Genomic DNA, 24236 nt, shown 5'->3' with positions numbered 1-24236 from the left:
GGGGTTTCGGGCATCGACACCGTGAGCAGGAAGTGGGTGGCCCGCCCGATGATGGGGGCCAGCGTTTCCTGTTGCACCACATAGTCGATGGAGGGTGGTTCCACCACGCCGGGATGGAGATGATGGGGGTGGTGGCGTTCCGGACGGGGTCGCCTTCGAAAAAGTAGAGGGTCGATGCTGCACCGACCGGCACGATGTGATGTTGCCGGAGGTGGCGTCGATGGGGTCGAGGGAGAAAACCAGGTCACTGTTCTGGTAGAGGGGGATTTCCGCTTTCGTTCCCTCCCATCCGAGGGTGACGGTGGTCATGGTGTCTCCTGTTCTGTGAGTTCATATCCGAGTGCCGCCAAAGCATCAGCGTGGGTGGCGAGGTCGGGGTTGATGGTCATCGCGAACGACTTCGAGTCAGTCGACAGGATCGGGGTCAAACCGTTGGCGGGGTCACCGTCGTAGTCGATGACCTGGCCACGCTCATCCGACAGGAACACCGACACATCCGGTTTCAGATGCGACGCGAGACGGGAACCTGCATTCCCATGCTGGTGAGAATCGAAGTCATGTCAGGCACTTCCACCACCAACACCAACAGGAACCCATCCTCCGTGGAGTACAGGTTCGTGATCGGCGGCATATGCGGAAGAGCTTCAGCCACAAGGGTTGCTGGTTTCATACTCATCTCCAGAAGATCCAGATCACACCGGTAGCGCCGATACCGCCAGCGCCGAATGAGCCGGTACCGCCGTTCGAACCACCACCACCGCCACCACCACCGCCGGGATAGCCGCCCGGGCCGCCAGCTCCGCCGCTGTAGTTGAGGAAGCTGACACGGCCACCACCACCACCGCCACCACCACCGGCGCCGCCACACTTCGTTTGAGTTGCCGGCGACACGTTCGCGCCTGCACCACCGGGTCCACCGTTACCGCTAGGCGCACCTGCCCCGCAGTCCCACCAGCGCCGAGAGGCGTTGACCCGCCCGCCAAACCATTCGTGCCGGAGTCTGCTAGTGTCCTGAGTCATTAATTCGTGTGCAGTAGTGGGCGATGGAGTCGAGGATCTGGTCAGCGGTCTTGACCCACACGTAGGGGCGGGGGTTGTCGTTCCAGGTCTCGATCCACGCTCTGATGTCGGCATTGAGTGCTCGTACGGTGCGGTGGGTGGAGCGTTGGAGTTTCTTGGTGGTCAGTTCGGCGAACCAGCGTTCGACGAGGTTCATCCAGGATGAGCTGGTGGGGGTGAAGTGGACAACAAACCGCGGGTGCGCGGTCAGCCATCGCTTGACCGCGGGTGTCTTGTGGGTGGAGGCATTGTCCATGACCAGGTGGACGTCGAGCTCGTCGGGTACCTCGGCGTCGATCTTGCGGAGGAATCCGATGAATTCCGTTGCGCGATGCCGTGAGTGAAGCGAACCGATGACTTTGCCCGACGCGATGTCCAACGCCGCGTACAGGCTGGAGGTGCCGTTGCGCACGTAGTCGTGGCTGGCCCGTTGCGGGGTGCCCGGGAGCATGGGAAAGATCGGCTGGGTGCGATCGAGCGCTTGGATCTGGGTCTTCTCGTCAACGCAGAGCACCAGGGCACGTTCGGGTGGGTTCATGTAGAGCCCGACGACGTCGCGGACCTTTTCGGTGAACATGGGATCTTTCGACAGCTTCCACGAATCCTGTTTGTGTGGAGCCAATCCGAACGCTCTCCATACACGCGAAACAGTTGACTGCGACATGTCGAGATGCTCAGCCATCGACCGAGTCGACCAGTGTGTCGCATTCTTCGGAGTGGTCTCGAGAGTTGCGGTGATCAGGTCTTTGATCTGCTCGTCGCCGACGGTTCGAGGTCGCCCGGGCCGGGGTTCGTCGAGCAACCCCTCGCAGCGGTGCTCGACGAACCGGCCTCGCCATCGCCGCACGGTACCTCGGTTGAGGCCGAGTCGTTGTGCCACTTCGGTATTCGACCCGCCATCTGCGGCAGCGAGAACGATTCGTGATCGCATCGCCAAACCCGAGGCCGTCGTTCGCCGACGCGCCCACCCTTCGAGCTCACGGCGCTCGTCATCGGTCAGAACAATATCCACTGCTCGCGGACCCCGGGTTGCCATTCCCCAGTCTATCAACCGAATGACAATTAATGACTCAGGACACTAGACCACCACCGCCGCCGTTCCCCGGCAGGGATGTGGTGGGTGAATAGCCGAACGATGTCGAGATCCCACCCTGCCCTGGGGTCGTGGTGATATGGGTGCCGAAACTGGACGGATTGCCATTCGTGCCAACGACGTAAGGCGTACTCGAATCCACTGATTCGGGTCGAGTTGCTGGAAAATGTATCCACCGCCGAGGCCGCCAGCTGCGCGGGTGGTGGTACTGGAGGTGCCGTCCGAACCGTTCTTCCCACATCCGATGAGACCCACGATCAGTTCGGTGATGTTTTCAGGTTTCGTCCACGTACCCGACGTGACCTTGGTTTCCACGTTGTAGCCGTTGAGGACGGCGTCAGCGATGGCCTGGATCGTGTACTGAACCTCTTGCGGATCACCAACCGAACCGCCACCAAACCAGCCATTGAAAATGCCGTTGATGATCGACGCAATGTTCGCCGTCGCCGCATGAGCCAACAACCGGATCACATCAACCGGCTCACCCATATGCTTAAACTTCGGATTGAACTGGTTGTACGCGTAGTCATCCCAGAACGCCTGATCCGCATTCGCGAACTGCGACAGGCCTGACGTGGCACCGTTCGGGCGGTTCGCGGGCAGGAAGTATTTGCCCGGTACACCAGCACCGGGCTGATCTGGAGCTGTAATGGCTAACTCACCCCTTCGATCATGCGGGCCAACCGCTTAGCGTGGCCACCACCGTCGTAGTCCGTGGAATGCGCAGTGCCGAGATAGTTGCGGATGTCCTCCCCCGCACGCGCGAAATCGGGCCAGCGGAACGGATTCCACCACGGCTGCGCCACCGCCAGACGTTCAGCGGTCTTGAACGCCCAGGCGCGGGCGGCCTCGGGTGTGCGCACCGACATCCACCCGGTTAGGTCGGCGACCGTGCGCAGCGGTGAACCTAGCGGCAGGTCGGCGATCGGATCACCCGGCGCCCACTCGGTGAACCGAGGCCGCGGGACGTGCAGCGCCCCGGCGATCCCGGACCGGCCGTGATGCACCGGCGTGTGCGGGTCGCCCAGCGTCGCGACGGCGAGCACCTGATGGCGAGGCCGCCGAGGCAGGATGTCGCGCGCGTACTTCACTGCGACCGCCGCGCCCGCACTGTAGCCGCCGACGACCACGAGTTCGCGGGATTCGGTGACAGCTCGATCCAACGCTGCCGCGCCGATCGCTTTCGACTCCTCATACGACAGGTCGCCCATGCCGGTCGCCGGGCCGAAGTCGGCCGGGTACGGCACATACGTGAACTTCACCTTGCGGGGGTCGAGCGCGCGGCGCAGCGCCTCCGACGCGGGGGAGCCGCCGCGGGGTGCCCAAGTTCCGTCGACCCAGAGAAGTTCGATCATGACCGTCCTGCCCACCATGCTCGGATCTCGTCGCGCCACACTTGCCATGGCCGGCGGAAGTCGCCTGCCGCCCAACGGTCACGGCGGGTCTTGTACTGCAACACCAGCAGCATCACCAGGAGCGCGAGCATCATCACGGCGCCACCCGAGTACAGGATGAATCGAATCCACGCCCGCCCCGGATAGTCAGTACCCGCCCACACTGACGCCGAGATCTGGAGAAAGACCAGCGACATCAGGGTCGACTTGCCTAGGTAGATGAGTGACACCCGCTCCTTCCACCAGTACTGCCATGCGGCGTAGCAGATGGTGTAGACGGTGGCCAGCACGGCGAGCACCACAAGTGCCCAGTCGGCTATCAGCTCCACTAGTTCAGCCTTCCGAAGATCAGCTCGGCCCAGTGGTTGCGTTCCAACTGGTCACGAAGCTCCCGCTGTACCGGCCGCGCCCGTTCGGCGAGCCGTGCGCTTTCGGACCGGGCTTCTTCGGCCGATCGCGCGTTTCGCTTCGAGCGCGCATCAACTTCGTGCGCGCTCGCCCCCTTGGTCTTGAATCCCCACATCAGTTGGACTCCAAGCTCTCTCGCAGTGCCTTCGACTGGCTCGCGATGAGCTGGCCGGCGACATTCCACTCGGCCATCGTCTGCGCGTTGCGCGCGTTGGTCTCGAGGAGGTCGGCGATGGTCTTGGCGTCGCGCTCGGCCGCGGTCTTGTAGATCGAGATCTCCGATCCCCATACGATCCAGCCACGGGCGAAGGCGATACCGAGCACGAGCGCCATGCCGACGACGACCCCCACCACGCCGATGTCACTCAGCGCGGCGGGGTTCATCCAAGCGCTGGCGCTCGAGGTCACGGTCATCGGCCGAGGTTGACTTCGCGCTCGACGCCGTCAGCGGGAAGCTCAATACCTGCCAACACCTTCGGTGTGACCTGCGGGCGGGTGAACAGGAATCCGAGAGCAATCGTGGAGACCGCGAGGATGGCGCCCTGTTGCTGCTCGCTGAGGTTCAAGCCGAACGCAACGACCAGCGGCACCGCGGTCTGAACGACCGCGACGAGCGCCGGGTACACGCTCTCCTTCACCGAGATCACCACGAGCAGACCGAGCACCGCGTTGACCGCGGCCATGAACACGCCCTGAGTCTCGGTGGGGATGTTGAACCCGAACGTGGTCAGCAGAACCAGGATGGCTGAGACGAGGGAGGTCCAGGCGGCGGGCTCGCGGCCGAGGACAAGACGAGGGGTGGGTACAGACATGACGAGAACTCCTTCTGTGGGTGCGGCTCAGGCCGCGATGAGGTCGACTGCTTCGACGGCCAGCGGGATGCCGGCCGCGTTGACGAGAGTGAGATCCTTCGCGGCGTCGCCGATCTTCTTCACCGCGCCTGAGGGGTCCCACTCGAGGACGCCGTGCTCGAACGCCTGACGCTTGCCGCCCGTGCCGTTCGAGATCTCGTCCGACGTCGGCCAGCCGAGCGGGCCCTTCTCGTAGCCCTCGAGCGCCCAGCGCTGGCCGATGACGCCCTTCACGACGTGGTGGTCCTTGCCGTCCTTGCGGTAGAGCACGCCACCCTGGAACGCCATGACTGCGCCGTCGGCGAGCTTGGTGAAGTCGCGCACCGGGAAGCCGAGTTCGCCGGTCTCCCCACTTGCGCTCGGCGTACGCCTCGAACAGGCCGCCGTGCGGGATCGGCGTCGTGCGGCCGCGCGGGGGTGAGCGCAAGGTCGGCCGCGACGGTAAGGGCCGGTTCGTCGAGTACGAGAACGCGCACATCTACTTTCACCCGGCGACCGGCGCGCACGCCATCCCGCACGGCGGCCTGTTCGAGGCGTACGCCGAGCGCAAGTGGGAGACCGGCGAACTCGGCTTCCCGGTGCGCGACTTCACCAAGCTCGCCGACGGCGCAGTCATGGCGTTCCAGGGTGGCGTGCTCTACCGCAAGGACGGCAAGGACCACCACGTCGTGAAGGGCGTCATCGGCCAGCGCTGGGCGCTCGAGGGCTACGAGAAGGGCCCGCTCGGCTGGCCGACGTCGGACGAGATCTCGAACGGCACGGGCGGCAAGCGTCAGGCGTTCGAGCACGGCGTCCTCGAGTGGGACCCCTCAGGCGCGGTGAAGAAGATCGGCGACGCCGCGAAGGATCTCACTCTCGTCAACGCGGCCGGCATCCCGCTGGCCGTCGAAGCAGTCGACCTCATCGCGGCCTGAGCCGCACCCACAGAAGGAGTTCTCGTCATGTCTGTACCCACCCCTCGTCTTGTCCTCGGCCGCGAGCCCGCCGCCTGGACCTCCCTCGTCTCAGCCATCCTGGTTCTGCTGACCACGTTCGGGTTCAACATCCCCACCGAGACTCAGGGCGTGTTCATGGCCGCGGTCAACGCGGTGCTCGGTCTGCTCGTGGTGATCTCGGTGAAGGAGAGCGTGTACCCGGCGCTCGTCGCGGTCGTTCAGACCGCGGTGCCGCTGGTCGTTGCGTTCGGCTTGAACCTCAGCGAGCAGCAACAGGGCGCCATCCTCGCGGTCTCCACGATTGCTCTCGGATTCCTGTTCACCCGCCCGCAGGTCACACCGAAGGTGTTGGCAGGTATTGAGCTTCCCGCTGACGGCGTCGAGCGCGAAGTCAACCTCGGCCGATGACCGTGACCTCGAGCGCCAGCGCTTGGATGAACCCCGCCGCGCTGAGTGACATCGGCGTGGTGGGGGTCGTCGTCGGCATGGCGCTCGTGCTCGGTATCGCCTTCGCCCGTGGCTGGATCGTATGGGGATCGGAGATCTCGATCTACAAGACCGCGGCCGAGCGCGACGCCAAGACCATCGCCGACCTCCTCGAGACCAACGCGCGCAACGCGCAGACGATGGCCGAGTGGAATGTCGCCGGCCAGCTCATCGCGAGCCAGTCGAAGGCACTGCGAGAGAGCTTGGAGTCCAACTGATGTGGGGATTCAAGACCAAGGGGGCGAGCGCGCACGAAGTTGATGCGCGCTCGAAGCGAAACGCGCGATCGGCCGAAGAAGCCCGGTCCGAAAGCGCACGGCTCGCCGAACGGGCGCGGCCGGTACAGCGGGAGCTTCGTGACCAGTTGGAACGCAACCACTGGGCCGAGCTGATCTTCGGAAGGCTGAACTAGTGGAGCTGATAGCCGACTGGGCACTTGTGGTGCTCGCCGTGCTGGCCACCGTCTACACCATCTGCTACGCCGCATGGCAGTACTGGTGGAAGGAGCGGGTGTCACTCATCTACCTAGGCAAGTCGACCCTGATGTCGCTGGTCTTTCTCCAGATCTCGGCGTCAGTGTGGGCGGGTACTGACTATCCGGGGCGGGCGTGGATTCGATTCATCCTGTACTCGGGTGGCGCCGTGATGATGCTCGCGCTCCTGGTGATGCTGCTGGTGTTGCAGTACAAGACCCGCCGTGACCGTTGGGCGGCAGGCGACTTCCGCCGGCCATGGCAAGTGTGGCGCGACGAGATCCGAGCATGGTGGGCAGGACGGTCATGATCGAACTTCTCTGGGTCGACGGAACTTGGGCACCCCGCGGCGGCTCCCCCGCGTCGGAGGCGCTGCGCCGCGCGCTCGACCCCCGCAAGGTGAAGTTCACGTATGTGCCGTACCCGGCCGACTTCGGCCCGGCGACCGGCATGGGCGACCTGTCGTATGAGGAGTCGAAAGCGATCGGCGCGGCAGCGTTGGATCGAGCTGTCACCGAATCCCGCGAACTCGTGGTCGTCGGCGGCTACAGTGCGGGCGCGGCGGTCGCAGTGAAGTACGCGCGCGACATCCTGCCTCGGCGGCCTCGCCATCAGGTGCTCGCCGTCGCGACGCTGGGCGACCCGCACACGCCGGTGCATCACGGCCGGTCCGGGATCGCCGGGGCGCTGCACGTCCCGCGGCCTCGGTTCACCGAGTGGGCGCCGGGTGATCCGATCGCCGACCTGCCGCTAGGTTCACCGCTGCGCACGGTCGCCGACCTAACCGGGTGGATGTCGGTGCGCACACCCGAGGCCGCCCGCGCCTGGGCGTTCAAGACCGCTGAACGTCTGGCGGTGGCGCAGCCGTGGTGGAATCCGTTCCGCTGGCCCGATTTCGCGCGTGCGGGGGAGGACATCCGCAACTATCTCGGCACTGCGCATTCCACGGACTACGACGGTGGTGGCCACGCTAAGCGGTTGGCCCGCATGATCGAAGGGGTGAGTTAGCCATTACAGCTCCAGATCAGCCCGGTGCTGGTGTACCGGGCAAATACTTCCTGCCCGCGAACCGCCCGAACGGTGCCACGTCAGGCCTGTCGCAGTTCGCGAATGCGGATCAGGCGTTCTGGGATGACTACGCGTACAACCAGTTCAATCCGAAGTTTAAGCATATGGGTGAGCCGGTTGATGTGATCCGGTTGTTGGCTCATGCGGCGACGGCGAACATTGCGTCGATCATCAACGGCATTTTCAATGGCTGGTTTGGTGGCGGTTCGGTTGGTGATCCGCAAGAGGTTCAGTACACGATCCAGGCCATCGCTGACGCCGTCCTCAACGGCTACAACGTGGAAACCAAGGTCACGTCGGGTACGTGGACGAAACCTGAAAACATCACCGAACTGATCGTGGGTCTCATCGGATGTGGGAAGAACGGTTCGGACGGCACCTCCAGTACCACCACCCGCGCAGCTGGCGGCCTCGGCGGTGGATACATTTTCCAGCAACTCGACCCCGAATCAGTGGATTCGAGTACGCCTTACGTCGTTGGCACGAATGGCAATCCGTCCAGTTTCGGCACCCATATCACCACGACCCCAGGGCAGGGTGGGATCTCGACATCGTTCGGCTATTCACCCACCACATCCCTGCCGGGGAACGGCGGCGGTGGTGGTCTAGTGTCCTGAGTCATTAATTGTCATTCGGTTGATAGACTGGGGAATGGCAACCCGGGGTCCGCGAGCAGTGGATATTGTTCTGACCGATGACGAGCGCCGTGAGCTCGAAGGGTGGGCGCGTCGGCGAACGACGGCCTCGGGTTTGGCGATGCGATCACGAATCGTTCTCGCTGCCGCAGATGGCGGGTCGAATACCGAAGTGGCACAACGACTCGGCCTCAACCGAGGTACCGTGCGGCGATGGCGAGGCCGGTTCGTCGAGCACCGCTGCGAGGGGTTGCTCGACGAACCCCGGCCCGGGCGACCTCGAACCGTCGGCGACGAGCAGATCAAAGACCTGATCACCGCAACTCTCGAGACCACTCCGAAGAATGCGACACACTGGTCGACTCGGTCGATGGCTGAGCATCTCGACATGTCGCAGTCAACTGTTTCGCGTGTATGGAGAGCGTTCGGATTGGCTCCACACAAACAGGATTCGTGGAAGCTGTCGAAAGATCCCATGTTCACCGAAAAGGTCCGCGACGTCGTCGGGCTCTACATGAACCCACCCGAACGTGCCCTGGTGCTCTGCGTTGACGAGAAGACCCAGATCCAAGCGCTCGATCGCACCCAGCCGATCTTTCCCATGCTCCCGGGCACCCCGCAACGGGCCAGCCACGACTACGTGCGCAACGGCACCTCCAGCCTGTACGCGGCGTTGGACATCGCGTCGGGCAAAGTCATCGGTTCGCTTCACTCACGGCATCGCGCAACGGAATTCATCGGATTCCTCCGCAAGATCGACGCCGAGGTACCCGACGAGCTCGACGTCCACCTGGTCATGGACAATGCCTCCACCCACAAGACACCCGCGGTCAAGCGATGGCTGACCGCGCACCCGCGGTTTGTTGTCCACTTCACCCCCACCAGCTCATCCTGGATGAACCTCGTCGAACGCTGGTTCGCCGAACTGACCACCAAGAAACTCCAACGCTCCACCCACCGCACCGTACGAGCACTCAATGCCGACATCAGAGCGTGGATCGAGACCTGGAACGACAACCCCCGCCCCTACGTGTGGGTCAAGACCGCTGACCAGATCCTCGACTCCATCGCCCACTACTGCACACGAATTAATGACTCAGGACACTAGCAGACTCCGGCACGAATGGTTTGGCGGGCGGGTCAACGCCTCTCGGCGCTGGTGGGACTGCGGGGCAGGTGCGCCTAGCGGTAACGGTGGACCCGGTGGTGCAGGCGCGAACGTGTCGCCGGCAACTCAAACGAAGTGTGGCGGCGCCGGTGGTGGTGGCGGTGGTGGTGGTGGCCGTGTCAGCTTCCTCAACTACAGCGGCGGAGCTGGCGGCCCGGGCGGCTATCCCGGCGGTGGTGGTGGCGGTGGTGGTGGTTCGAACGGCGGTACCGGCTCATTCGGCGCTGGCGGTATCGGCGCTACCGGTGTGATCTGGATCTTCTGGAGATGAGTATGAAACCAGCAACCCTTGTGGCTGAAGCTCTTCCGCATATGCCGCCGATCACGAACCTGTACTCCACGGAGGATGGGTTCCTGTTGGTGTTGGTGGTGGAAGTGCCTGACATGACTTCGATTCTCACCAGCATGGGAATGCAGGTTCCCGTCTCGCGGTCGCATCTGAAACCGGATGTGTCGGTGTTCCTGTCGGATGAGCGTGGCCAGGTCATCGACTACGACGGTGACCCCGCCAACGGTTTGACCCCGATCCTGTCGACTGACTCGAAGTCGTTCGCGATGACCATCAACCCCGACCTCGCCACCCACGCTGATGCTTTGGCGGCACTCGGATATGAACTCACAGAACAGGAGACACCATGACCACCGTCACCCTCGGATGGGAGGGAACGAAAGCGGAAATCCCCCTCTACCAGAACAGTGACCTGGTTTTCTCCCTCGACCCCATCGACGCCACCTCCGGCAACATCACATCGTGGCCGGTCGGTGCAGCATCGACCCTCTACTTTTTCGAAGGCGACCCCGTCCGGAACGCCACCACCCCCATCATCTCCATCCCCGGCGTGGTGGAACCACCCTCCATCGACTATGTGGTGCAACAGGAAACGCTGGCCCCCATCATCGGGCGGGCCACCCACTTCCTGCTCACGGTGTCGATGCCCGAAACCCCCACCCAGGAATATCCCCTCTACTACGGGAAAGCAGTCCGCCGTGTCTGAGTGGACCGACGACAACGGCACCCGACATTGGATCGACGATCACGGGCGGGAACACGTCGACCTCACCGCCGAACAAACCCTCCACCTCGACATCAACTACAACCTAGGAGAATGACATGGCACTCGCCACCAACGCGATGAAAACCGCCCTGCTCAATGCGTATGCAGCGCAGGGAACGTGGATTTCCCTGCACACCGCCGACCCCGGCAGCACCGGCGCATCCGAGGTGTCGGGCGGTACCCCCGCGTATGCCCGCCAGCAGACGACCTGGGGGACTCCGGCGTCGGGTTCCATGACCGGGTCGAAGGTGTCGATCAACGTGCCCGCCACCACCGTCGTCGCGGCCGGCGTGTACTCGGCGCAAACCTCCGGCACCTATTTGGACAAACTGTCCATCCCCTCCACCACAGTCAGTGCGAACGCCACCATCGACGTCACCCCCACGATCACCATCACGTAGATGATCGTTCTGGCAGGCAGGGTGGTGACGGCAGTCCCCAACCGTCCCTACCTGTTTACGGCGGTACCGGTTCCGCGGGTGGGTGTGGTGCTACCTGCTGCACCCCACACGCGGGTGGTGGTACCGGAAGCCCGGCACACTGGGGTGAGGTTGCCGACGGCCCCGCACTATCGGACCCGCCGGCCCCGCACCAAAGAACGGTTGATGTCCGGCAACACCATCACCGTCACCGCTGCGGGTGTGGTGTACGCCCGACTCTGCGTGGACTATGCGGAGCAATCCGTCCAGGTGGGGCAGTCCGGGAAACTCGGTGTCGGCATAGCCGGTACCGGTTCGGGTGTGGTGGCTGGTGTGGGTGTGGTGCGTGCCCGTTACACCCTGACCGCAACCAACACCATCACCACCGACACCAGCAGCGATGGCCGCGCCCGCTACACACTCGACGCTACACAAGCGACCACTGTCACCCCTGCAGCGTCGACGGCAACTCTCTACACCCTGACCGCCACACAAGACATCACCATCACCCAACCTGTCGTCACCCGCCCACGCATTGAGCTGGATGCAGCACAAGACATGGTGGTGGCGCCGACAGCATCGTCAGTGCCATCGGTGGGATCGGTGAATGCGGATGCCTCCCAAACGTTCGAGGTGACGTCTGTGGCGGTGGTGAGGGTACGACACACCATCTCCGCCACCCAAACCACCACCGTGGGGCAGGCCACCGAACTGGGTGGCCTACGCGTACCGTTAGCCGCTTCTCAAACGGTGGCTGCCGACCAAACCGGTACGGCGCGGGCACGCTACACGCTGGCGGCACTGCAAACCATTAATGTCGCCGACACCGCAGACCTGCGCCCCCAGCTCGCCGCCGCCAACACTGTGACTGTCACTGGCACAGCCACATCCCGACCCCGCCACACCCTGACCGGCACCAACAGTGCTGCAACATCGAGTGCCGCGACCGCCACCCTCGTCACGTTCACCCGTCAACGCATGCAGAACGGGTCAGTATCGAACTCGTTCCTCCCGTATGTGCAGGTGACCGGGTTCACCTCTGACCCCACCTATCCGGCGACGGTCACCAACAATGCGCTCGTCGTGAAGGGCGCCGGGAACGTCACCCTCACCTGGTCGGCGACTGGTAACGGCAACATCAAAATCCAACGCAACGGTGTCGACGTCGGCAGCGTCGGACTCACCGGCACAGTGTCGTTGACCGTCGCCGCAGGCGACCAACTCACCATGTGGCATGCCTCGAATGGCGGACCTCAGTCAGTGTCTGGCTGCTGGATCAACATCACCCCCGCATAAGGCGCCCGTCTGCGGTACCCCCCTCCTGTTCGAAAGGAAGTTCATGTCCGGACGTTTGACTGGTGTGTATCAGCTCCCCGATGGGGGTTCCCGCCGCGGGATTCGAAACTGTGGATTCGGGTGCCGGTGGACCGCAACAACGCTGGGGTGACCGTGTACTCGGCGCCCACCGTCATCCCCATCAACCCGCCCACGCACCCGTCCGCCCCTGGTTTCTACGACTCGGGGTTGCTCCCTGAGGGTCCGTACCAGGTGCAGAAGGCGATCTTCGGGGCGAAGGATTACCGGTCGAAGTGGTATTCGGTTGTCCTGACAGAAGGTTCGCACACGCTGCAGGAGTTGATCGAGGACTACGACCCCGACGCCTACACCCCAGCCGTGGTGAACGCTGTCGCCACCCTGCGGGACGAGACCCGCACGGCCCGTGATGAGGCAGCCCAAATCCTGGAGGACGTGACGGCAGGTGCGGTACCGGATTCGGCGGTGGCATCGAAGATCACCGCCGAGGGGTCTGCCTCCCGTGCCGCGGTCGATGCCCGTGTCGCAGCAGGCACCACAGGCTTCCTCACACAAGAGGTAGCTGAGGAAACTTATGCTCCGCGCGTGGGGGGCGTGTTCTTCGTCGGCGAGCACGGTCTCGTGGGTGACTGGGCCGGGGGTGATGCCAACTCGGGGAGTGGCACTAATGACACCGCCGCGTTGACTGATCTCATCGCTGCCGTGCCTGACGGTTCGACGATCGTCTTCGATGCCACCAAGACCTACCGCCTCGACCCCTTGTCGATCACCGGTAAGTCACTCACGCTCGACTTCAATGGCGCACGGGTTGTGACGAAAACGATGGACTCCGGCGACCTGTCGGTGGCCAGCCCCTTTATCTCGTGGTCGTCCACCGTCGGCCCTGAGGTTGATCTCAGCAGCTCGGGGTTCGCCCGTGGAGCTACCGAGGTAATCACGAACCCTTTCTCAGGATCGAACGGGTTCTCAACCGACGACCTGGTCATCGTCCGTGACCGATACCCCGTCGCCCGGTGGGACACTGGCGCGAACGCCTCGTGGGTCGGACGCGGCGAGGTCAACATCGTGCAGTCGATCACGCCGTCCACAGGAACCGTGCGCCTCCGCATCCCCCTCAGCCACCAGTACCAGGCCAACTTCTCCGTGGTCCCCACGCTGCAACGCATCTCGACCCCGGTCCGTCCGGTCGTCAAGAACATCGGACTCATCATCGACACCAACCCCGACGGCATGTACACCGGGGACATCGAGACCTCAGGCGGTCACCTGTTCTACTTCTACGCCTGCGTGGACCCCCGAGTGGAGAACGTGCGCGCCGAGGGGTGGGAGAACCACATCGTCAACTTCAACAAGTGCCTGCGCCCGCGAACCATCGACATCGAGGGGCGAAACCCATTCCAGACAGGATCAGGGCACGGGTACATCGGGCGCATGACTCACTGCGTCGATGGCGAGTTCACCCGTAGCGTCGCCTACGGGACACGACACGTCGCCAACTACGTGGCGTCGGCGCGGTGTGGGTCGCGGTCGTGCCGGTCGTACCGCCCCGCTGGGGTGTCCTACCAGACCCACGGACTGCGGTCACGCGACATCTACTCGGTCGATGACACCGTGGTCGGCGGCGACTCGTCGGGCTGGTCACACGGCAACACCACCTACGCGGGCGACTACGGGTATCGCATTCTACGACCGCGCTACTACGGCACCAACAACGGTGTTCTCGCGCGCTGCGGCAGCACTGGTACACGCATCATCGACCCCGAGATTCACACCACAGCCAAGGGCGTGGAGGTGTCGAGCCTCGCGTCAGACGTGATCGTGGACCTCACCCAGGGGACCATCGAGATATTCGGAGAAGCGGGGACGTCCTACGCGGTACACGCCGCCGATGTCAACGGCAGCGGCGAGTACAAGCCGGGCTCGGTCACCGTCCACGGCCCCGGCGATCTCGTTGGAACTCGCGCCCTGGTGTCCCTCGACGTGACTGGTGCGGCCCGCATAGGTGGCGTCGAGTACGACCAGGGCGACGACCAGTTGCAGCGATGGGACGGCACCGACTGGGCCGAAGTCGAATCCGGTGGCGCAGCAGGCGTCACGCTCGATACCGACCAGACGATCACCGGGGCGAAGTCGATGGCCGAGGTGGGATTCTTCGGCACGTCCGCGCTCGGCACGAAGCCGTCCGCAACAGACGACCTCGGCACCGTCCTGTCCAGCCTTGGACTTCGCACTGCTGGTGGTGCGTATCCGATCACGACCTCGGGGGCGGTCGCTCTCACAGGCGGATTCCGTACCGGGCTCGGCAATCGATCCGGTACCTACAACATCACCACCAACACCGCGCCGTTCAACATGTGCGATGCCAGTGGTGGAGCGTTCACGATCTCACTGCCGAACACCGGATCGGCTGGGTATCGCTTCACTATCAAGAAGATCGACGCCTCAGCCAACGCGGTCACCGTGTCCGCGCCGATCGGCATCGACGGTGTGCCGACCCTCGTGCTCACCGATCAGTGGGAGTGGGTGGAGGTCGTCAGCACTTTCACCACAGGCCAGTACATGATCGTCGGTCGGGGCTGACCCCCGCCCATAACCGGAATCGGGACACCGCTGTCACGGCTCCCAGGCGTCGCCGAGTACCGCGGCGAGCCGGTCGGTGAGGTCCGGGGCCTCGGCGCGCTGGGAGTAGACCACGTCGTCGCATTCGACGGCGAGTGCGAGTAGGTCGGGGTCGGGTGGTGTCCATCCGCCGTCGGTGGCTTGTGTCATTTCGGCTTGCTGGCGGCGCATCTGTGCGCGTATGGCTTCGGCTGCGGCGCGTAGTACGTCCCGATCGGTCACCAGGTGATCATACGGGTTTCGTGAAATGTGTTGCGCTGCAACAGAAGTCGATGCTACTGTTATCTCACAAGTTCAGAGCGGGTGAGGTTCAGGAACACACACTGATCGTCGGAGCGCGATGCGCCGGCCACTGATAGGAAACACTGGGAACCCGATCGCAGAGCGTCATGATGCGACACCCGCTCTGAACTTGGACAACCTTGAACGCCCCATCCTCTCGTGAGGGTGGCGTTTTCTTTGCGTTGCAGCCGCGGGGTGGCGGGGTTCCCCTCAACGCAAGAAAACGCCCCCCTCACGCGTTCAAGGTTGTCCAAGTTCAGAGCGGGTGTCGCATCATGACGCTCTGCGATCGGGTTCCACCTATCAGTGGCCGGCGCATCGCGCTCCGACGATCAGTGTGTGTTCCTGAACCTCACCCGCTCTGAACTTGTGAGATAACAGTAGCATCGACTTCTGTTGCAGCGCAACACATTTCACGAAACCCGTATGATCACCTGGTGACCGATCGGGACGTACTACGCGCCGCAGCCGAAGCCATACGCGCACAGATGCGCCGCCAGCAAGCCGAAATGACACAAGCCACCGACGGCGGATGGACACCACCCGACCCCGACCTACTCGCACTCGCCGTCGAATGCGACGACGTGGTCTACTCCCAGCGCGCCGAGGCCCCGGACCTCACCGACCGGCTCGCCGCGGTACTCGGCGACGCCTGGGAGCCGTGACAGCGGTGTCCCGATTCCGGTTATGGGCGGGGGTCAGCCCCGACCGACGATCATGTACTGGCCTGTGGTGAAAGTGCTGACGACCTCCACCCACTCCCACTGATCGGTGAGCACGAGGGTCGGCACACCGTCGATGCCGATCGGCGCGGACACGGTGACCGCGTTGGCTGAGGCGTCGATCTTCTTGATAGTGAAGCGATACCCAGCCGATCCGGTGTTCGGCAGTGAGATCGTGAACGCTCCACCACTGGCATCGCACATGTTGAACGGCGCGGTGTTGGTGGTGATGTTGTAGGTACCGGATCGATTGCCGAGCCCGGTACGGAATCCGCCTGTGAGAGCGACCGCCCCGAGGTCGTGATCGGATACGCACCACCAGCAGTGCGAAGTCCAAGGCTGGACAGGACGGTGCCGAGGTCGTCTGTTGCGGACGGCTTCGTGCCGAGCGCGGACGTGCCGAAGAATCCCACCTCGGCCATCGACTTCGCCCCGGTGATCGTCTGGTCGGTATCGAGCGTGACGCCTGCTGCGCCACCGGATTCGACTTCGGCCCAGTCGGTGCCGTCCCATCGCTGCAACTGGTCGTCGCCCTGGTCGTACTCGACGCCACCTATGCGGGCCGCACCAGTCACGTCGAGGGACACCAGGGCGCGAGTTCCAACGAGATCGCCGGGGCCGTGGACGGTGACCGAGCCCGGCTTGTACTCGCCGCTGCCGTTGACATCGGCGGCGTGTACCGCGTAGGACGTCCCCGCTTCTCCGAATATCTCGATGGTCCCCTGGGTGAGGTCCACGATCACGTCTGACGCGAGGCTCGACACCTCCACGCCCTTGGCTGTGGTGTGAATCTCGGGGTCGATGATGCGTGTACCAGTGCTGCCGCAGCGCGCGAGAACACCGTTGTTGGTGCCGTAGTAGCGCGGTCGTAGAATGCGATACCCGTAGTCGCCCGCGTAGGTGGTGTTGCCGTGTGACCAGCCCGACGAGTCGCCGCCGACCACGGTGTCATCGACCGAGTAGATGTCGCGTGACCGCAGTCCGTGGGTCTGGTAGGACACCCCAGCGGGGCGGTACGACCGGCACGACCGCGACCCACACCGCGCCGACGCCACGTAGTTGGCGACGTGTCGTGTCCCGTAGGCGACGCTACGGGTGAACTCGCCATCGACGCAGTGAGTCATGCGCCCGATGTACCCGTGCCCTGATCCTGTCTGGAATGGGTTTCGCCCCTCGATGTCGATGGTTCGCGGGCGCAGGCACTTGTTGAAGTTGACGATGTGGTTCTCCCACCCCTCGGCGCGCACGTTCTCCACTCGGGGGTCCACGCAGGCGTAGAAGTAGAACAGGTGACCGCCTGAGGTCTCGATGTCCCCGGTGTACATGCCGTCGGGGTTGGTGTCGATGATGAGTCCGATGTTCTTGACGACCGGACGGACCGGGGTCGAGATGCGTTGCAGCGTGGGGACCACGGAGAAGTTGGCCTGGTACTGGTGGCTGAGGGGGATGCGGAGGCGCACGGTTCCTGTGGACGGCGTGATCGACTGCACGATGTTGACCTCGCCGCGTCCGACCCACGAGGCGTTCGCGCCAGTGTCCCACCGGGCGACGGGGTATCGGTCACGGACGATGACCAGGTCGTCGGTTGAGAACCCGTTCGATCCTGAGAAAGGGTTCGTGATTACCTCGGTAGCTCCACGGGCGAACCCCGAGCTGCTGAGATCAACCTCAGGGCCGACGGTGGACGACCACGAGATAAAGGGGCTGGCCACCGACAGGTCGCCGGAGTCCATCGTTTTCGTCACAACCCGTGCGCCATTGAAGTCGAGCGTGAGTGACTTACCGGTGATCGACAAGGGGTCGAGGCGGTAGGTCTTGGTGGCATCGAAGACGATCGTCGAACCGTCAGGCACGGCAGCGATGAGATCAGTCAACGCGGCGGTGTCATTAGTGCCACTCCCCGAGTTGGCATCACCCCGGCCCAGTCACCCACGAGACCGTGCTCGCCGACGAAGAACACGCCCCCCACGCGCGGAGCATAAGTTTCCTCAGCTACCTCTTGTGTGAGGAAGCCTGTGGTGCCTGCTGCGACACGGGCATCGACCGCGGCACGGGAGGCAGACCCCTCGGCGGTGATCTTCGATGCCACCGCCGAATCCGGTACCGCACCTGCCGTCACGTCCTCCAGGATTTGGGCTGCCTCATCACGGGCCGTGCGGGTCTCGTCCCGCAGGGTGGCGACAGCGTTCACCACGGCTGGGGTGTAGGCGTCGGGGTCGTAGTCCTCGATCAACTCCTGCAGCGTGTGCGAACCTTCTGTCAGGACAACCGAATACCACTTCGACCGGTAATCCTTCGCCCCGAAGATCGCCTTCTGCACCTGGTACGGACCCTCAGGGAGCAACCCCGAGTCGTAGAAACCAGGGGCGGACGGGTGCGTGGGCGGGTTGATGGGGATGACGGTGGGCGCCGAGTACACGGTCACCCCAGCGTTGTTGCGGTCCACCGGCACCCGAATCCACAGTTTCGAATCCCGCGGCGGGAACCCCCATCGGGGAGCTGATACACACCAGTCAAACGTCCGGACATGAACTTCCTTTCGAACAGGAGGGGGGTACCGCAGACGGGCGCCTTATGCGGGGGTGATGTTGATCCAGCAGCCAGACACTGACTGAGGTCCGCCATTCGAGGCATGCCACATGGTGAGTTGGTCGCCTGCGGCGACGGTCAACGACACTGTGCCGGTGAGTCCGACGCTGCCGACGTCGACACCGTTGCGTTGGATTTTGATGTTGCCGTTACCAGTCGCCGACCAGGTGAGGGTGACGTTCCCGGCGCCCTTCACGACGAGCGCATTGTTGGTGACCGTCGCCGGATAGGTGGGGTCAGAGGTGAACCCGGTCACCTGCACATACGGGAGGAACGAGTTCGATACTGACCCGTTCTGCATGCGTTGACGGGTGAACGTGACGAGGGTGGCGGTCGCGGCACTCGATGTTGCAGCACTGTTGGTGCCGGTCAGGGTGTGGCGGGGTCGGGATGTGGCTGTGCCAGTGACAGTCACAGTGTTGGCGGCGGCGAGCTGGGGGCGCAGGTCTGCGGTGTCGGCGACATTAATGGTTTGCAGTGCCGCCAGCGTGTAGCGTGCCCGCGCCGTACCGGTTTGGTCGGCAGCCACCGTTTGAGAAGCGGCTAACGGTACGCGTAGGCCACCCAGTTCGGTGGCCTGCCCCACGGTGGTGGTTTGGGTGGCGGAGATGGTGTGTCGTACCCTCACCACCGCCACAGACGTCACCTCGAACGTTTGGGAGGCATCCGCATTCACCGATCCCACCGATGGCACTGACGATGCTGTCGGCGCCACCACCATGTCTTGTGCTGCATCCAGCTCAATGCGTGGGCGGGTGACGACAGGTTGGGTGATGGTGATGTCTTGTGTGGCGGTCAGGGTGTAGAGAGTTGCCGTCGACGCTGCAGGGGTGACAGTGGTCGCTTGTGTAGCGTCGAGTGTGTAGCGGGCGCGGCCATCGCTGCTGGTGTCGGTGGTGATGGTGTTGGTTGCGGTCAGGGTGTAACGGGCACGCACCACACCCACACCAGCCACCACACCCGAACCGGTACCGGCTATGCCGACACCGAGTTTCCCGGACTGCCCCACCTGGACGGATTGCTCCGCATAGTCCACGCAGAGTCGGGCGTACACCACACCCGCAGCGGTGACGGTGATGGTGTTGCCGGACATCAACCGTTCTTTGGTGCGGGGCCGGCGGGTCCGATAGTGCGGGGCCGTCGGCAACCTCACCCCAGTGTGCCGGGCTTCCGGTACCACCACCCGCGTGTGGGGTGCAGCAGGTAGCACCACACCCACCCGCGGAACCGGTACCGCCGTAAACAGGTAGGGACGGTTGGGGACTGCCGTCACCACCCTGCCTGCCAGAACGATCATCTACGTGATGGTGATCGTGGGGGTGACGTCGATGGTGGCGTTCGCACTGACTGTGGTGGAGGGGATGGACAGTTTGTCCAAATAGGTGCCGGAGGTTTGCGCCGAGTACACGCCGGCCGCGACGACGGTGGTGGCGGGCACGTTGATCGACACCTTCGACCCGGTCATGGAACCCGACGCCGGAGTCCCCAGGTCGTCTGCTGGCGGGCATACGCGGGGGTACCGCCCGACACCTCGGATGCGCCGGTGCTGCCGGGGTCGGCGGTGTGCAGGGAAATCCACGTTCCCTGCGCTGCATACGCATTGAGCAGGGCGGTTTTCATCGCGTTGGTGGCGAGTGCCATGTCATTCTCCTAGGTTGTAGTTGATGTCGAGGTGGAGGGTTTGTTCGGCGGTGAGGTCGACGTGTTCCCGCCCGTGATCGTCGATCCAATGTCGGGTGCCGTTGTCGTCGGTCCACTCAGACACGGCGGACTGCTTTCCCGTAGTAGAGGGGATATTCCTGGGTGGGGGTTTCGGGCATCGACACCGTGAGCAGGAAGTGGGTGGCCCGCCCGATGATGGGGGCCAGCGTTTCCTGTTGCACCACATAGTCGATGGAGGGTGGTTCCACCACGCCGGGGATGGAGATGATGGGGGTGGTGGCGTTCCGGACGGGGTCGCCTTCGAAAAAGTAGAGGGTCGATGCTGCACCGACCGGCCACGATGTGATGTTGCCGGAGGTGGCGTCGATGGGTCGAGGAGAAAACCAGGTCACTGTTCTGGTAGAGGGGATTTCCGCTTTCGTTCCCTCCCATCCGAGGGTGACGGTGGTCATGGTGTCTCCTGTTCTGTGAGTTCATATCCGAGTGCCGCCAAAGCATCAGCGTGGGTGGCGAGGTCGGGTTGATGGTCATCGCGAACGACTTCGAGTCAGTCGACAGGATCGGGGTCAAACCGTTGGCGGGGTCACCGTCGTAGTCGATGACCTGGCCACGCTCATCCGACAGGAACACCGACACATCCGGTTTCAGATGCGACCGCGAGACGGGAACCTGCATTCCATGCTGGTGAGAATCGAAGTCATGTCAGGCACTTCCACCACCAACACCAACAGGAACCCATCCTCCGTGGAGTACAGGTTCGTGATCGGCGGCATATGCGGAAGAGCTTCAGCCACAAGGGTTGCTGGTTTCATACTCATCTCCAGAAGATCCAGATCACACCGGTAGCGCCGATACCGCCAGCGCCGAATGAGCCGGTACCGCCGTTCGAACCACCACCACCGCCACCACCACCGCCGGGATAGCCGCCCGGGCCGCCAGCTCCGCCGCTGTAGTTGAGGAAGCTGACACGGCCACCACCACCACCGCCACCACCACCGGCGCCGCCACACTTCGTTTGAGTTGCCGGCGACACGTTCGCGCCTGCACCACCGGGTCCACCGTTACCGCTAGGCGCACCTGCCCCCGCAGTCCACCAGCGCCGAGAGGCGTTGACCCGCCCGCCAAACCATTCGTGCCGGAGTCTGCTAGTGTCCTGAGTCATTAATTCGTGTGCAGTAGTGGGCGATGGAGTCGAGGATCTGGTCAGCGGTCTTGACCCACACGTAGGGGCGGGGGTTGTCGTTCCAGGTCTCGATCCACGCTCTGATGTCGGCATTGAGTGCTCGTACGGTGCGGTGGGTGGAGCGTTGGAGTTTCTTGGTGGTCAGTTCGGCGAACCAGCGTTCGACGAGGTTCATCCAGGATGAGCTGGTGGGGGTGAAGTGGACAACAAACCGCGGGTGCGCGGTCAGCCATCGCTTGACCGCGGGTGTCTTGTGGGTGGAGCATTGTCCATGACCAGGTGGACGTCGAGCTCGTCGGGTACCTCGGCGTCGATCTTGCGGAGGAATCCGATGAATTCCGTTGCGCGATGCCGTGAGTGAAGCGAACCGATGACTTTGCCGACGCGATGTCCAACGCCGCGTACAGGCTGGAGGTGCCGTTGCGCACGTAGTCGTGGCTGGCCCGTTGCGGGGTGCCCGGGAGCATGGGAAAGATCGGCTGGGTGCGATCGAGCGCTTGGATCTGGGTCTTCTCGTCAACGCAGAGCACCAGGCACGTTCGGGTGGGTTCATGTAGAGCCCGACGACGTCGCGGACCTTTTCGGTGAACATGGGATCTTTCGACAGCTTCCACGAATCCTGTTTGTGTGGAGCCAATCCGAACGCTCTCCATACACGCGAAACAGTTGACTGCGACATGTCGAGATGCTCAGCCATCGACCGAGTCGACCAGTGTGTCGCATTCTTCGGAGTGGTCTCGAGAGTTGCGGTGATCAGGTCTTTGATCTGCTCGTCGCCGACGGTTCGAGGTCGCCCGGCCGGGGTTCGTCGAGCAACCCTCGCAGCGGTGCTCGACGAACCGGCCTCGCCATCGCCGCACGGTACCTCGGTTGAGGCCGAGTCGTTGTGCCACTTCGGTATTCGACCCGCCATCTGCGGCAGCGAGAACGATTCGTGATCGCATCGCCAAACCGAGGCCGTCGTTCGCCGACGCGCCACCCTTCGAGCTCACGGCTCGTCATCGGTCAGAACAATATCCACTGCTCGCGGACCCCGGGTTGCCATTCCCCAGTCTATCAACCGAATGACAATTAATGACTCAGGACACTAGACCACCACCGCCGCCGTTCCCCGGCAGGGATGTGGTGGGTGAATAGCCGAACGATGTCGAGATCCCACCCTGCCTGGGGTCGTGGTGATATGGGTGCCGAAACTGGACGGATTGCCATTCGTGCCAACGACGTAAGGCGTACTCGAATCCACTGATTCGGGGTCGAGTTGCTGGAAAATGTATCCACCGCCGAGGCCGCCAGCTGCGCGGGTGGTGGTACTGGAGGTGCCGTCCGAACCGTTCTTCCCACATCCGATGAGACCACGATCAGTTCGGTGATGTTTTCAGGTTTCGTCCACGTACCCGACGTGACCTTGGTTTCCACGTTGTAGCCGTTGAGGACGGCGTCAGCGATGGCCTGGATCGTGTACTGAACCTCTTGCGGATCACCAACCGAACCGCCACCAAACCAGCCATTGAAAATGCCGTTGATGATCGACGCAATGTTCGCCGTCGCCGCATGAGCCAACAACCGGATCACATCAACCGGCTCACCCATATGCTTAAACTTCGGATTGAACTGGTTGTACGCGTAGTCATCCAGAACGCCTGATCCGCATTCGCGAACTGCGACAGGCCTGACGTGGCACCGTTCGGGCGGTTCGCGGCAGGAAGTATTTGCCCGGTACACAGCACCGGGCTGATCTGGAGCTGTAATGGCTAACTCACCCCTTCGATCATGCGGGCCAACCGCTTAGCGTGGCCACACCGTCGTAGTCCGTGAATGCGCAGTGCCGAGATAGTTGCGGATGTCCTCCCCGCACGCGCGAAATCGGCCAGCGGAACGGATTCCACCACGGCTGCGCCACCGCCAGACGTTCAGCGGTCTTGAACGCCAGGCGCGGGCGGCCTCGGGTGTGCGCACCGACATCCACCCGGTTAGGTCGGCGACCGTGCGCAGCGGTGAACCTAGCGGCAGGTCGGCGATCGGATCACCGGCGCCACTCGGTGAACCGAGGCCGCGGGACGTGCAGCGCCCCGGCGATCCCGGACCGGCCGTGATGCACCGGCGTGTGCGGGTCGCCCAGCGTCGCGACGGCGAGCACCTGATGCGAGGCCGCCGAGGCAGGATGTCGCGCGCGTACTTCACTGCGACCGCGCGCCCGCACTGTAGCCGCCGACGACCACGAGTTCGCGGGATTCGGTGACAGCTCGATCCAACGCTGCCGCGCCGATCGCTTTCGACTCCTCATACGACAGGTCGCCCATGCCGGTCGCCGGGCCGAAGTCGGCCGGGTACGGCACATACGTGAACTTCACCTTGCGGGGGTCGAGCGCGCGGCGCAGCGCCTCCGACGCGGGAGCCGCCGCGGGTGCCCAAGTTCCGTCGACCCAGAGAAGTTCGATCATGACCGTCCTGCCCACCATGCTCGGATCTCGTCGCGCCACACTTGCCATGGCCGGCGGAAGTCGCCTGCCGCCCAACGGTCACGGCGGGTCTTGTACTGCAACACCAGCAGCATCACCAGGAGCGCGAGCATCATCACGGCGCCACCCGAGTACAGGATGAATCGAATCCACGCCCGCCCCGGATAGTCAGTACCCGCCCACACTGACGCCGAGATCTGGAGAAAGACCAGCGACATCAGGGTCGACTTGCCTAGGTAGATGAGTGACACCCGCTCCTTCCACCAGTACTGCCATGCGGGCGTAGCAGATGGTGTAGACGGTGGCCAGCACGGCGAGCACCACAAGTGCCCAGTCGGCTATCAGCTCCACTAGTTCAGCCT

37 protein-coding genes and 1 pseudogene are annotated in these 24236 nt (G+C 63.6%); 15 read left to right on the top strand and 23 right to left on the bottom strand.

What is annotated here, in order from left to right; translation table 11 throughout:
* Positions 1-305 precede the first annotated feature (305 nt).
* From BLU62_RS03240 to BLU62_RS03205, 10 genes are all read right to left on the bottom strand, one after another.
* A complete protein-coding gene (locus BLU62_RS03240; protein ID WP_139179924.1) occupies positions 306-488 on the bottom strand; it encodes a hypothetical protein in 183 nt (60 codons plus the stop codon).
* Positions 489-502: 14 nt separating this feature from the next.
* On the bottom strand, positions 503-670 hold the full coding sequence (locus tag BLU62_RS33020) for a DUF7572 family protein (protein WP_167544013.1): 168 nt from the start codon (positions 668-670) through the stop codon (positions 503-505).
* A 333-nt stretch (positions 671-1003) separates the two neighbouring features.
* Positions 1004-2095 carry an IS630 family transposase gene (locus tag BLU62_RS03235; RefSeq protein ID WP_074847987.1) on the bottom strand — a complete coding sequence of 364 codons (1092 nt, stop codon included), beginning with the start codon at positions 2093-2095 and terminating at the stop codon, positions 1004-1006.
* A gap of 42 nt (positions 2096-2137) precedes the next feature.
* The gene (locus BLU62_RS32795; protein WP_159441530.1) at positions 2138-2641 is read right to left on the bottom strand and encodes a hypothetical protein; all 504 of its coding nucleotides are present in this window, start codon (positions 2639-2641) and stop codon (positions 2138-2140) included.
* 164 nt (positions 2642-2805) lie between these two features.
* Positions 2806-3507, bottom strand: a complete 702-nt coding sequence (locus BLU62_RS03230) for a PE-PPE domain-containing protein (protein ID WP_074847983.1) — start codon at positions 3505-3507, stop codon at positions 2806-2808.
* Positions 3504-3875, bottom strand: coding sequence for a putative phage holin (locus BLU62_RS03225; protein ID WP_074847981.1), 372 nt, complete (start codon positions 3873-3875; stop codon positions 3504-3506). The genes BLU62_RS03230 and BLU62_RS03225 overlap by 4 nt, the downstream gene beginning before the upstream one ends.
* Positions 3875-4069: a DUF7620 family protein gene (locus BLU62_RS03220; protein ID WP_074847979.1), complete on the bottom strand. Its 195-nt coding sequence runs from the start codon at positions 4067-4069 to the stop codon at positions 3875-3877. The genes BLU62_RS03225 and BLU62_RS03220 overlap by 1 nt, the downstream gene beginning before the upstream one ends.
* Positions 4069-4368, bottom strand: coding sequence for a hypothetical protein (locus BLU62_RS03215; RefSeq protein WP_074847977.1), 300 nt, complete (start codon positions 4366-4368; stop codon positions 4069-4071). Before BLU62_RS03215 ends, BLU62_RS03220 begins: the two co-directional genes overlap by 1 nt.
* Entirely contained in the window at positions 4365-4766 is a 402-nt protein-coding gene (locus BLU62_RS03210) for a hypothetical protein (RefSeq protein WP_074847976.1), read from the bottom strand. The genes BLU62_RS03215 and BLU62_RS03210 overlap by 4 nt, the downstream gene beginning before the upstream one ends.
* A gap of 27 nt (positions 4767-4793) precedes the next feature.
* A complete protein-coding gene (locus BLU62_RS03205) occupies positions 4794-5129 on the bottom strand; it encodes an LGFP repeat-containing protein (protein ID WP_074848147.1) in 336 nt (111 codons plus the stop codon).
* A gap of 77 nt (positions 5130-5206) precedes the next feature.
* On the opposite strand from BLU62_RS03205, the gene BLU62_RS03200 reads away from it, so the two are divergent.
* The 14 genes from BLU62_RS03200 to BLU62_RS03140 all read left to right on the top strand — a co-directional run bounded on the left by BLU62_RS03200 (position 5207) and on the right by BLU62_RS03140 (position 14938).
* Positions 5207-5719, top strand: a complete 513-nt coding sequence (locus tag BLU62_RS03200) for an LGFP repeat-containing protein (RefSeq protein ID WP_244278046.1) — start codon at positions 5207-5209, stop codon at positions 5717-5719.
* A 27-nt stretch (positions 5720-5746) separates the two neighbouring features.
* The gene (locus tag BLU62_RS03195; RefSeq protein ID WP_074847976.1) at positions 5747-6148 is read left to right on the top strand and encodes a hypothetical protein; all 402 of its coding nucleotides are present in this window, start codon (positions 5747-5749) and stop codon (positions 6146-6148) included.
* A complete protein-coding gene (locus tag BLU62_RS03190; RefSeq protein WP_074847977.1) occupies positions 6145-6444 on the top strand; it encodes a hypothetical protein in 300 nt (99 codons plus the stop codon). The genes BLU62_RS03195 and BLU62_RS03190 overlap by 4 nt, the downstream gene beginning before the upstream one ends.
* Positions 6444-6638 carry a DUF7620 family protein gene (locus tag BLU62_RS03185; protein ID WP_074847979.1) on the top strand — a complete coding sequence of 65 codons (195 nt, stop codon included), beginning with the start codon at positions 6444-6446 and terminating at the stop codon, positions 6636-6638. Before BLU62_RS03190 ends, BLU62_RS03185 begins: the two co-directional genes overlap by 1 nt.
* Positions 6638-7009 carry a putative phage holin gene (locus BLU62_RS03180; protein ID WP_074847981.1) on the top strand — a complete coding sequence of 124 codons (372 nt, stop codon included), beginning with the start codon at positions 6638-6640 and terminating at the stop codon, positions 7007-7009. Before BLU62_RS03185 ends, BLU62_RS03180 begins: the two co-directional genes overlap by 1 nt.
* Positions 7006-7707 (top strand): PE-PPE domain-containing protein, encoded by a 702-nt coding sequence (locus BLU62_RS03175; RefSeq protein WP_074847983.1) that lies wholly within the window; start codon positions 7006-7008, stop codon positions 7705-7707. Before BLU62_RS03180 ends, BLU62_RS03175 begins: the two co-directional genes overlap by 4 nt.
* A gap of 164 nt (positions 7708-7871) precedes the next feature.
* On the top strand, positions 7872-8384 hold the full coding sequence (locus BLU62_RS03170; RefSeq protein ID WP_074847985.1) for a hypothetical protein: 513 nt from the start codon (positions 7872-7874) through the stop codon (positions 8382-8384).
* Positions 8385-8418: 34 nt separating this feature from the next.
* Positions 8419-9510: an IS630 family transposase gene (locus BLU62_RS03165; RefSeq protein ID WP_074847987.1), complete on the top strand. Its 1092-nt coding sequence runs from the start codon at positions 8419-8421 to the stop codon at positions 9508-9510.
* 327 nt (positions 9511-9837) lie between these two features.
* Positions 9838-10209 carry a DUF7572 family protein gene (locus BLU62_RS03160; protein ID WP_425284530.1) on the top strand — a complete coding sequence of 124 codons (372 nt, stop codon included), beginning with the start codon at positions 9838-9840 and terminating at the stop codon, positions 10207-10209.
* Positions 10206-10565 carry an LtfC-like domain-containing protein gene (locus BLU62_RS03155; protein ID WP_074847991.1) on the top strand — a complete coding sequence of 120 codons (360 nt, stop codon included), beginning with the start codon at positions 10206-10208 and terminating at the stop codon, positions 10563-10565. Before BLU62_RS03160 ends, BLU62_RS03155 begins: the two co-directional genes overlap by 4 nt.
* A complete protein-coding gene (locus BLU62_RS34255) occupies positions 10558-10680 on the top strand; it encodes a hypothetical protein (RefSeq protein ID WP_280141504.1) in 123 nt (40 codons plus the stop codon). The genes BLU62_RS03155 and BLU62_RS34255 overlap by 8 nt, the downstream gene beginning before the upstream one ends.
* Before the next feature lies 1 nt (position 10681).
* Positions 10682-11026: a phage tail fiber protein gene (locus tag BLU62_RS03150; RefSeq protein WP_074847993.1), complete on the top strand. Its 345-nt coding sequence runs from the start codon at positions 10682-10684 to the stop codon at positions 11024-11026.
* Between the two features lie 204 nt (positions 11027-11230).
* Positions 11231-12340 carry a hypothetical protein gene (locus BLU62_RS03145; protein WP_074847995.1) on the top strand — a complete coding sequence of 370 codons (1110 nt, stop codon included), beginning with the start codon at positions 11231-11233 and terminating at the stop codon, positions 12338-12340.
* 126 nt (positions 12341-12466) lie between these two features.
* Positions 12467-14938 (top strand): hypothetical protein, encoded by a 2472-nt coding sequence (locus tag BLU62_RS03140; protein WP_139179972.1) that lies wholly within the window; start codon positions 12467-12469, stop codon positions 14936-14938.
* A gap of 33 nt (positions 14939-14971) precedes the next feature.
* On the opposite strand, the gene BLU62_RS32345 is transcribed toward BLU62_RS03140, so the two are convergent.
* Positions 14972-15199 carry a hypothetical protein gene (locus BLU62_RS32345; RefSeq protein WP_074848029.1) on the bottom strand — a complete coding sequence of 76 codons (228 nt, stop codon included), beginning with the start codon at positions 15197-15199 and terminating at the stop codon, positions 14972-14974.
* A 497-nt stretch (positions 15200-15696) separates the two neighbouring features.
* On the opposite strand from BLU62_RS32345, the gene BLU62_RS03135 reads away from it, so the two are divergent.
* Positions 15697-15924 (top strand): hypothetical protein, encoded by a 228-nt coding sequence (locus BLU62_RS03135; RefSeq protein WP_074848029.1) that lies wholly within the window; start codon positions 15697-15699, stop codon positions 15922-15924.
* A 50-nt stretch (positions 15925-15974) separates the two neighbouring features.
* Here the strand turns inward: BLU62_RS03135 and BLU62_RS03130 are convergent, their stop codons facing one another.
* The 12 genes and pseudogenes from BLU62_RS03130 to BLU62_RS32335 all read right to left on the bottom strand — a co-directional run bounded on the left by BLU62_RS03130 (position 15975) and on the right by BLU62_RS32335 (position 24200).
* Positions 15975-17834, bottom strand: a complete 1860-nt coding sequence (locus BLU62_RS03130) for a hypothetical protein (RefSeq protein ID WP_139179926.1) — start codon at positions 17832-17834, stop codon at positions 15975-15977.
* Positions 17835-17851: 17 nt separating this feature from the next.
* Entirely contained in the window at positions 17852-18427 is a 576-nt protein-coding gene (locus BLU62_RS03125; RefSeq protein ID WP_139179971.1) for a hypothetical protein, read from the bottom strand.
* A gap of 126 nt (positions 18428-18553) precedes the next feature.
* Positions 18554-19663 (bottom strand): hypothetical protein, encoded by a 1110-nt coding sequence (locus BLU62_RS03120; protein WP_074847995.1) that lies wholly within the window; start codon positions 19661-19663, stop codon positions 18554-18556.
* A 204-nt stretch (positions 19664-19867) separates the two neighbouring features.
* Positions 19868-20035, bottom strand: coding sequence for a hypothetical protein (locus tag BLU62_RS32790; protein WP_159441508.1), 168 nt, complete (start codon positions 20033-20035; stop codon positions 19868-19870).
* Positions 20032-20211: a phage tail fiber protein gene (locus BLU62_RS03115; RefSeq protein ID WP_074848023.1), complete on the bottom strand. Its 180-nt coding sequence runs from the start codon at positions 20209-20211 to the stop codon at positions 20032-20034. The genes BLU62_RS32790 and BLU62_RS03115 overlap by 4 nt, the downstream gene beginning before the upstream one ends.
* A 1-nt stretch (position 20212) precedes the next feature.
* The gene (locus BLU62_RS34250; RefSeq protein WP_280141504.1) at positions 20213-20335 is read right to left on the bottom strand and encodes a hypothetical protein; all 123 of its coding nucleotides are present in this window, start codon (positions 20333-20335) and stop codon (positions 20213-20215) included.
* On the bottom strand, positions 20328-20684 hold the full coding sequence (locus BLU62_RS03110) for an LtfC-like domain-containing protein (protein WP_159441529.1): 357 nt from the start codon (positions 20682-20684) through the stop codon (positions 20328-20330). The genes BLU62_RS34250 and BLU62_RS03110 overlap by 8 nt, the downstream gene beginning before the upstream one ends.
* 192 nt (positions 20685-20876) lie before the next feature.
* Positions 20877-21044 carry a DUF7572 family protein gene (locus tag BLU62_RS35080; protein WP_483099057.1) on the bottom strand — a complete coding sequence of 56 codons (168 nt, stop codon included), beginning with the start codon at positions 21042-21044 and terminating at the stop codon, positions 20877-20879.
* Between the two features lie 333 nt (positions 21045-21377).
* Positions 21378-22460: pseudogene (locus tag BLU62_RS03105) on the bottom strand (IS630 family transposase).
* A 26-nt stretch (positions 22461-22486) separates the two neighbouring features.
* A complete protein-coding gene (locus BLU62_RS32340; protein ID WP_139179970.1) occupies positions 22487-23005 on the bottom strand; it encodes a hypothetical protein in 519 nt (172 codons plus the stop codon).
* Between the two features lie 587 nt (positions 23006-23592).
* A complete protein-coding gene (locus tag BLU62_RS03095) occupies positions 23593-23856 on the bottom strand; it encodes a PE-PPE domain-containing protein (RefSeq protein WP_074848283.1) in 264 nt (87 codons plus the stop codon).
* On the bottom strand, positions 23853-24200 hold the full coding sequence (locus BLU62_RS32335; RefSeq protein ID WP_425284529.1) for a putative phage holin: 348 nt from the start codon (positions 24198-24200) through the stop codon (positions 23853-23855). Before BLU62_RS32335 ends, BLU62_RS03095 begins: the two co-directional genes overlap by 4 nt.
* Between the last annotated feature and the right edge of the window lie 36 nt (positions 24201-24236).

It is taken from the genome of Gordonia westfalica (assembly GCF_900105725.1).
Taxonomy (GTDB): Bacteria; Actinomycetota; Actinomycetes; order Mycobacteriales; family Mycobacteriaceae; genus Gordonia; species Gordonia westfalica.
This window is presented reverse-complemented; position numbering and strand designations above follow the sequence as displayed.

What these genes read in the sequence shown, in the direction of transcription:
- BLU62_RS33020 (WP_167544013.1), bottom strand. Translation starts at nt 670, where the DNA reads ATGAAACCAGCAACCCTTGTGGCTGAAGCTCTTCCGCATATGCCGCCG.
- BLU62_RS03220 (WP_074847979.1), bottom strand. Translation starts at nt 4,069, where the DNA reads ATGTGGGGATTCAAGACCAAGGGGGCGAGCGCGCACGAAGTTGATGCG.
- BLU62_RS32795 (WP_159441530.1), bottom strand. Translation starts at nt 2,641, where the DNA reads ATGGGTGAGCCGGTTGATGTGATCCGGTTGTTGGCTCATGCGGCGACG.
- BLU62_RS03150 (WP_074847993.1), top strand. Translation starts at nt 10,682, where the DNA reads ATGGCACTCGCCACCAACGCGATGAAAACCGCCCTGCTCAATGCGTAT.
- BLU62_RS03095 (WP_074848283.1), bottom strand. Translation starts at nt 23,856, where the DNA reads ATGATCGAACTTCTCTGGGTCGACGGAACTTGGGCACCCGCGGCGGCT.
- BLU62_RS03190 (WP_074847977.1), top strand. Translation starts at nt 6,145, where the DNA reads ATGACCGTGACCTCGAGCGCCAGCGCTTGGATGAACCCCGCCGCGCTG.
- BLU62_RS03110 (WP_159441529.1), bottom strand. Translation starts at nt 20,684, where the DNA reads ATGACCACCGTCACCCTCGGATGGGAGGGAACGAAAGCGGAAATCCCC.
- BLU62_RS03230 (WP_074847983.1), bottom strand. Translation starts at nt 3,507, where the DNA reads ATGATCGAACTTCTCTGGGTCGACGGAACTTGGGCACCCCGCGGCGGC.
- BLU62_RS03165 (WP_074847987.1), top strand. Translation starts at nt 8,419, where the DNA reads ATGGCAACCCGGGGTCCGCGAGCAGTGGATATTGTTCTGACCGATGAC.
- BLU62_RS03215 (WP_074847977.1), bottom strand. Translation starts at nt 4,368, where the DNA reads ATGACCGTGACCTCGAGCGCCAGCGCTTGGATGAACCCCGCCGCGCTG.
- BLU62_RS03115 (WP_074848023.1), bottom strand. Translation starts at nt 20,211, where the DNA reads ATGGCACTCGCCACCAACGCGATGAAAACCGCCCTGCTCAATGCGTAT.
- BLU62_RS03195 (WP_074847976.1), top strand. Translation starts at nt 5,747, where the DNA reads ATGTCTGTACCCACCCCTCGTCTTGTCCTCGGCCGCGAGCCCGCCGCC.
- BLU62_RS35080 (WP_483099057.1), bottom strand. Translation starts at nt 21,044, where the DNA reads ATGAAACCAGCAACCCTTGTGGCTGAAGCTCTTCCGCATATGCCGCCG.
- BLU62_RS32340 (WP_139179970.1), bottom strand. Translation starts at nt 23,005, where the DNA reads ATGGGTGAGCCGGTTGATGTGATCCGGTTGTTGGCTCATGCGGCGACG.
- BLU62_RS03170 (WP_074847985.1), top strand. Translation starts at nt 7,872, where the DNA reads ATGGGTGAGCCGGTTGATGTGATCCGGTTGTTGGCTCATGCGGCGACG.
- BLU62_RS03185 (WP_074847979.1), top strand. Translation starts at nt 6,444, where the DNA reads ATGTGGGGATTCAAGACCAAGGGGGCGAGCGCGCACGAAGTTGATGCG.
- BLU62_RS03235 (WP_074847987.1), bottom strand. Translation starts at nt 2,095, where the DNA reads ATGGCAACCCGGGGTCCGCGAGCAGTGGATATTGTTCTGACCGATGAC.
- BLU62_RS03210 (WP_074847976.1), bottom strand. Translation starts at nt 4,766, where the DNA reads ATGTCTGTACCCACCCCTCGTCTTGTCCTCGGCCGCGAGCCCGCCGCC.
- BLU62_RS03120 (WP_074847995.1), bottom strand. Translation starts at nt 19,663, where the DNA reads ATGTCCGGCAACACCATCACCGTCACCGCTGCGGGTGTGGTGTACGCC.
- BLU62_RS03175 (WP_074847983.1), top strand. Translation starts at nt 7,006, where the DNA reads ATGATCGAACTTCTCTGGGTCGACGGAACTTGGGCACCCCGCGGCGGC.
- BLU62_RS03155 (WP_074847991.1), top strand. Translation starts at nt 10,206, where the DNA reads ATGACCACCGTCACCCTCGGATGGGAGGGAACGAAAGCGGAAATCCCC.
- BLU62_RS03145 (WP_074847995.1), top strand. Translation starts at nt 11,231, where the DNA reads ATGTCCGGCAACACCATCACCGTCACCGCTGCGGGTGTGGTGTACGCC.
- BLU62_RS32790 (WP_159441508.1), bottom strand. Translation starts at nt 20,035, where the DNA reads ATGACCGGGTCGAAGGTGTCGATCAACGTGCCCGCCACCACCGTCGTC.
- BLU62_RS03160 (WP_425284530.1), top strand. Translation starts at nt 9,838, where the DNA reads ATGAGTATGAAACCAGCAACCCTTGTGGCTGAAGCTCTTCCGCATATG.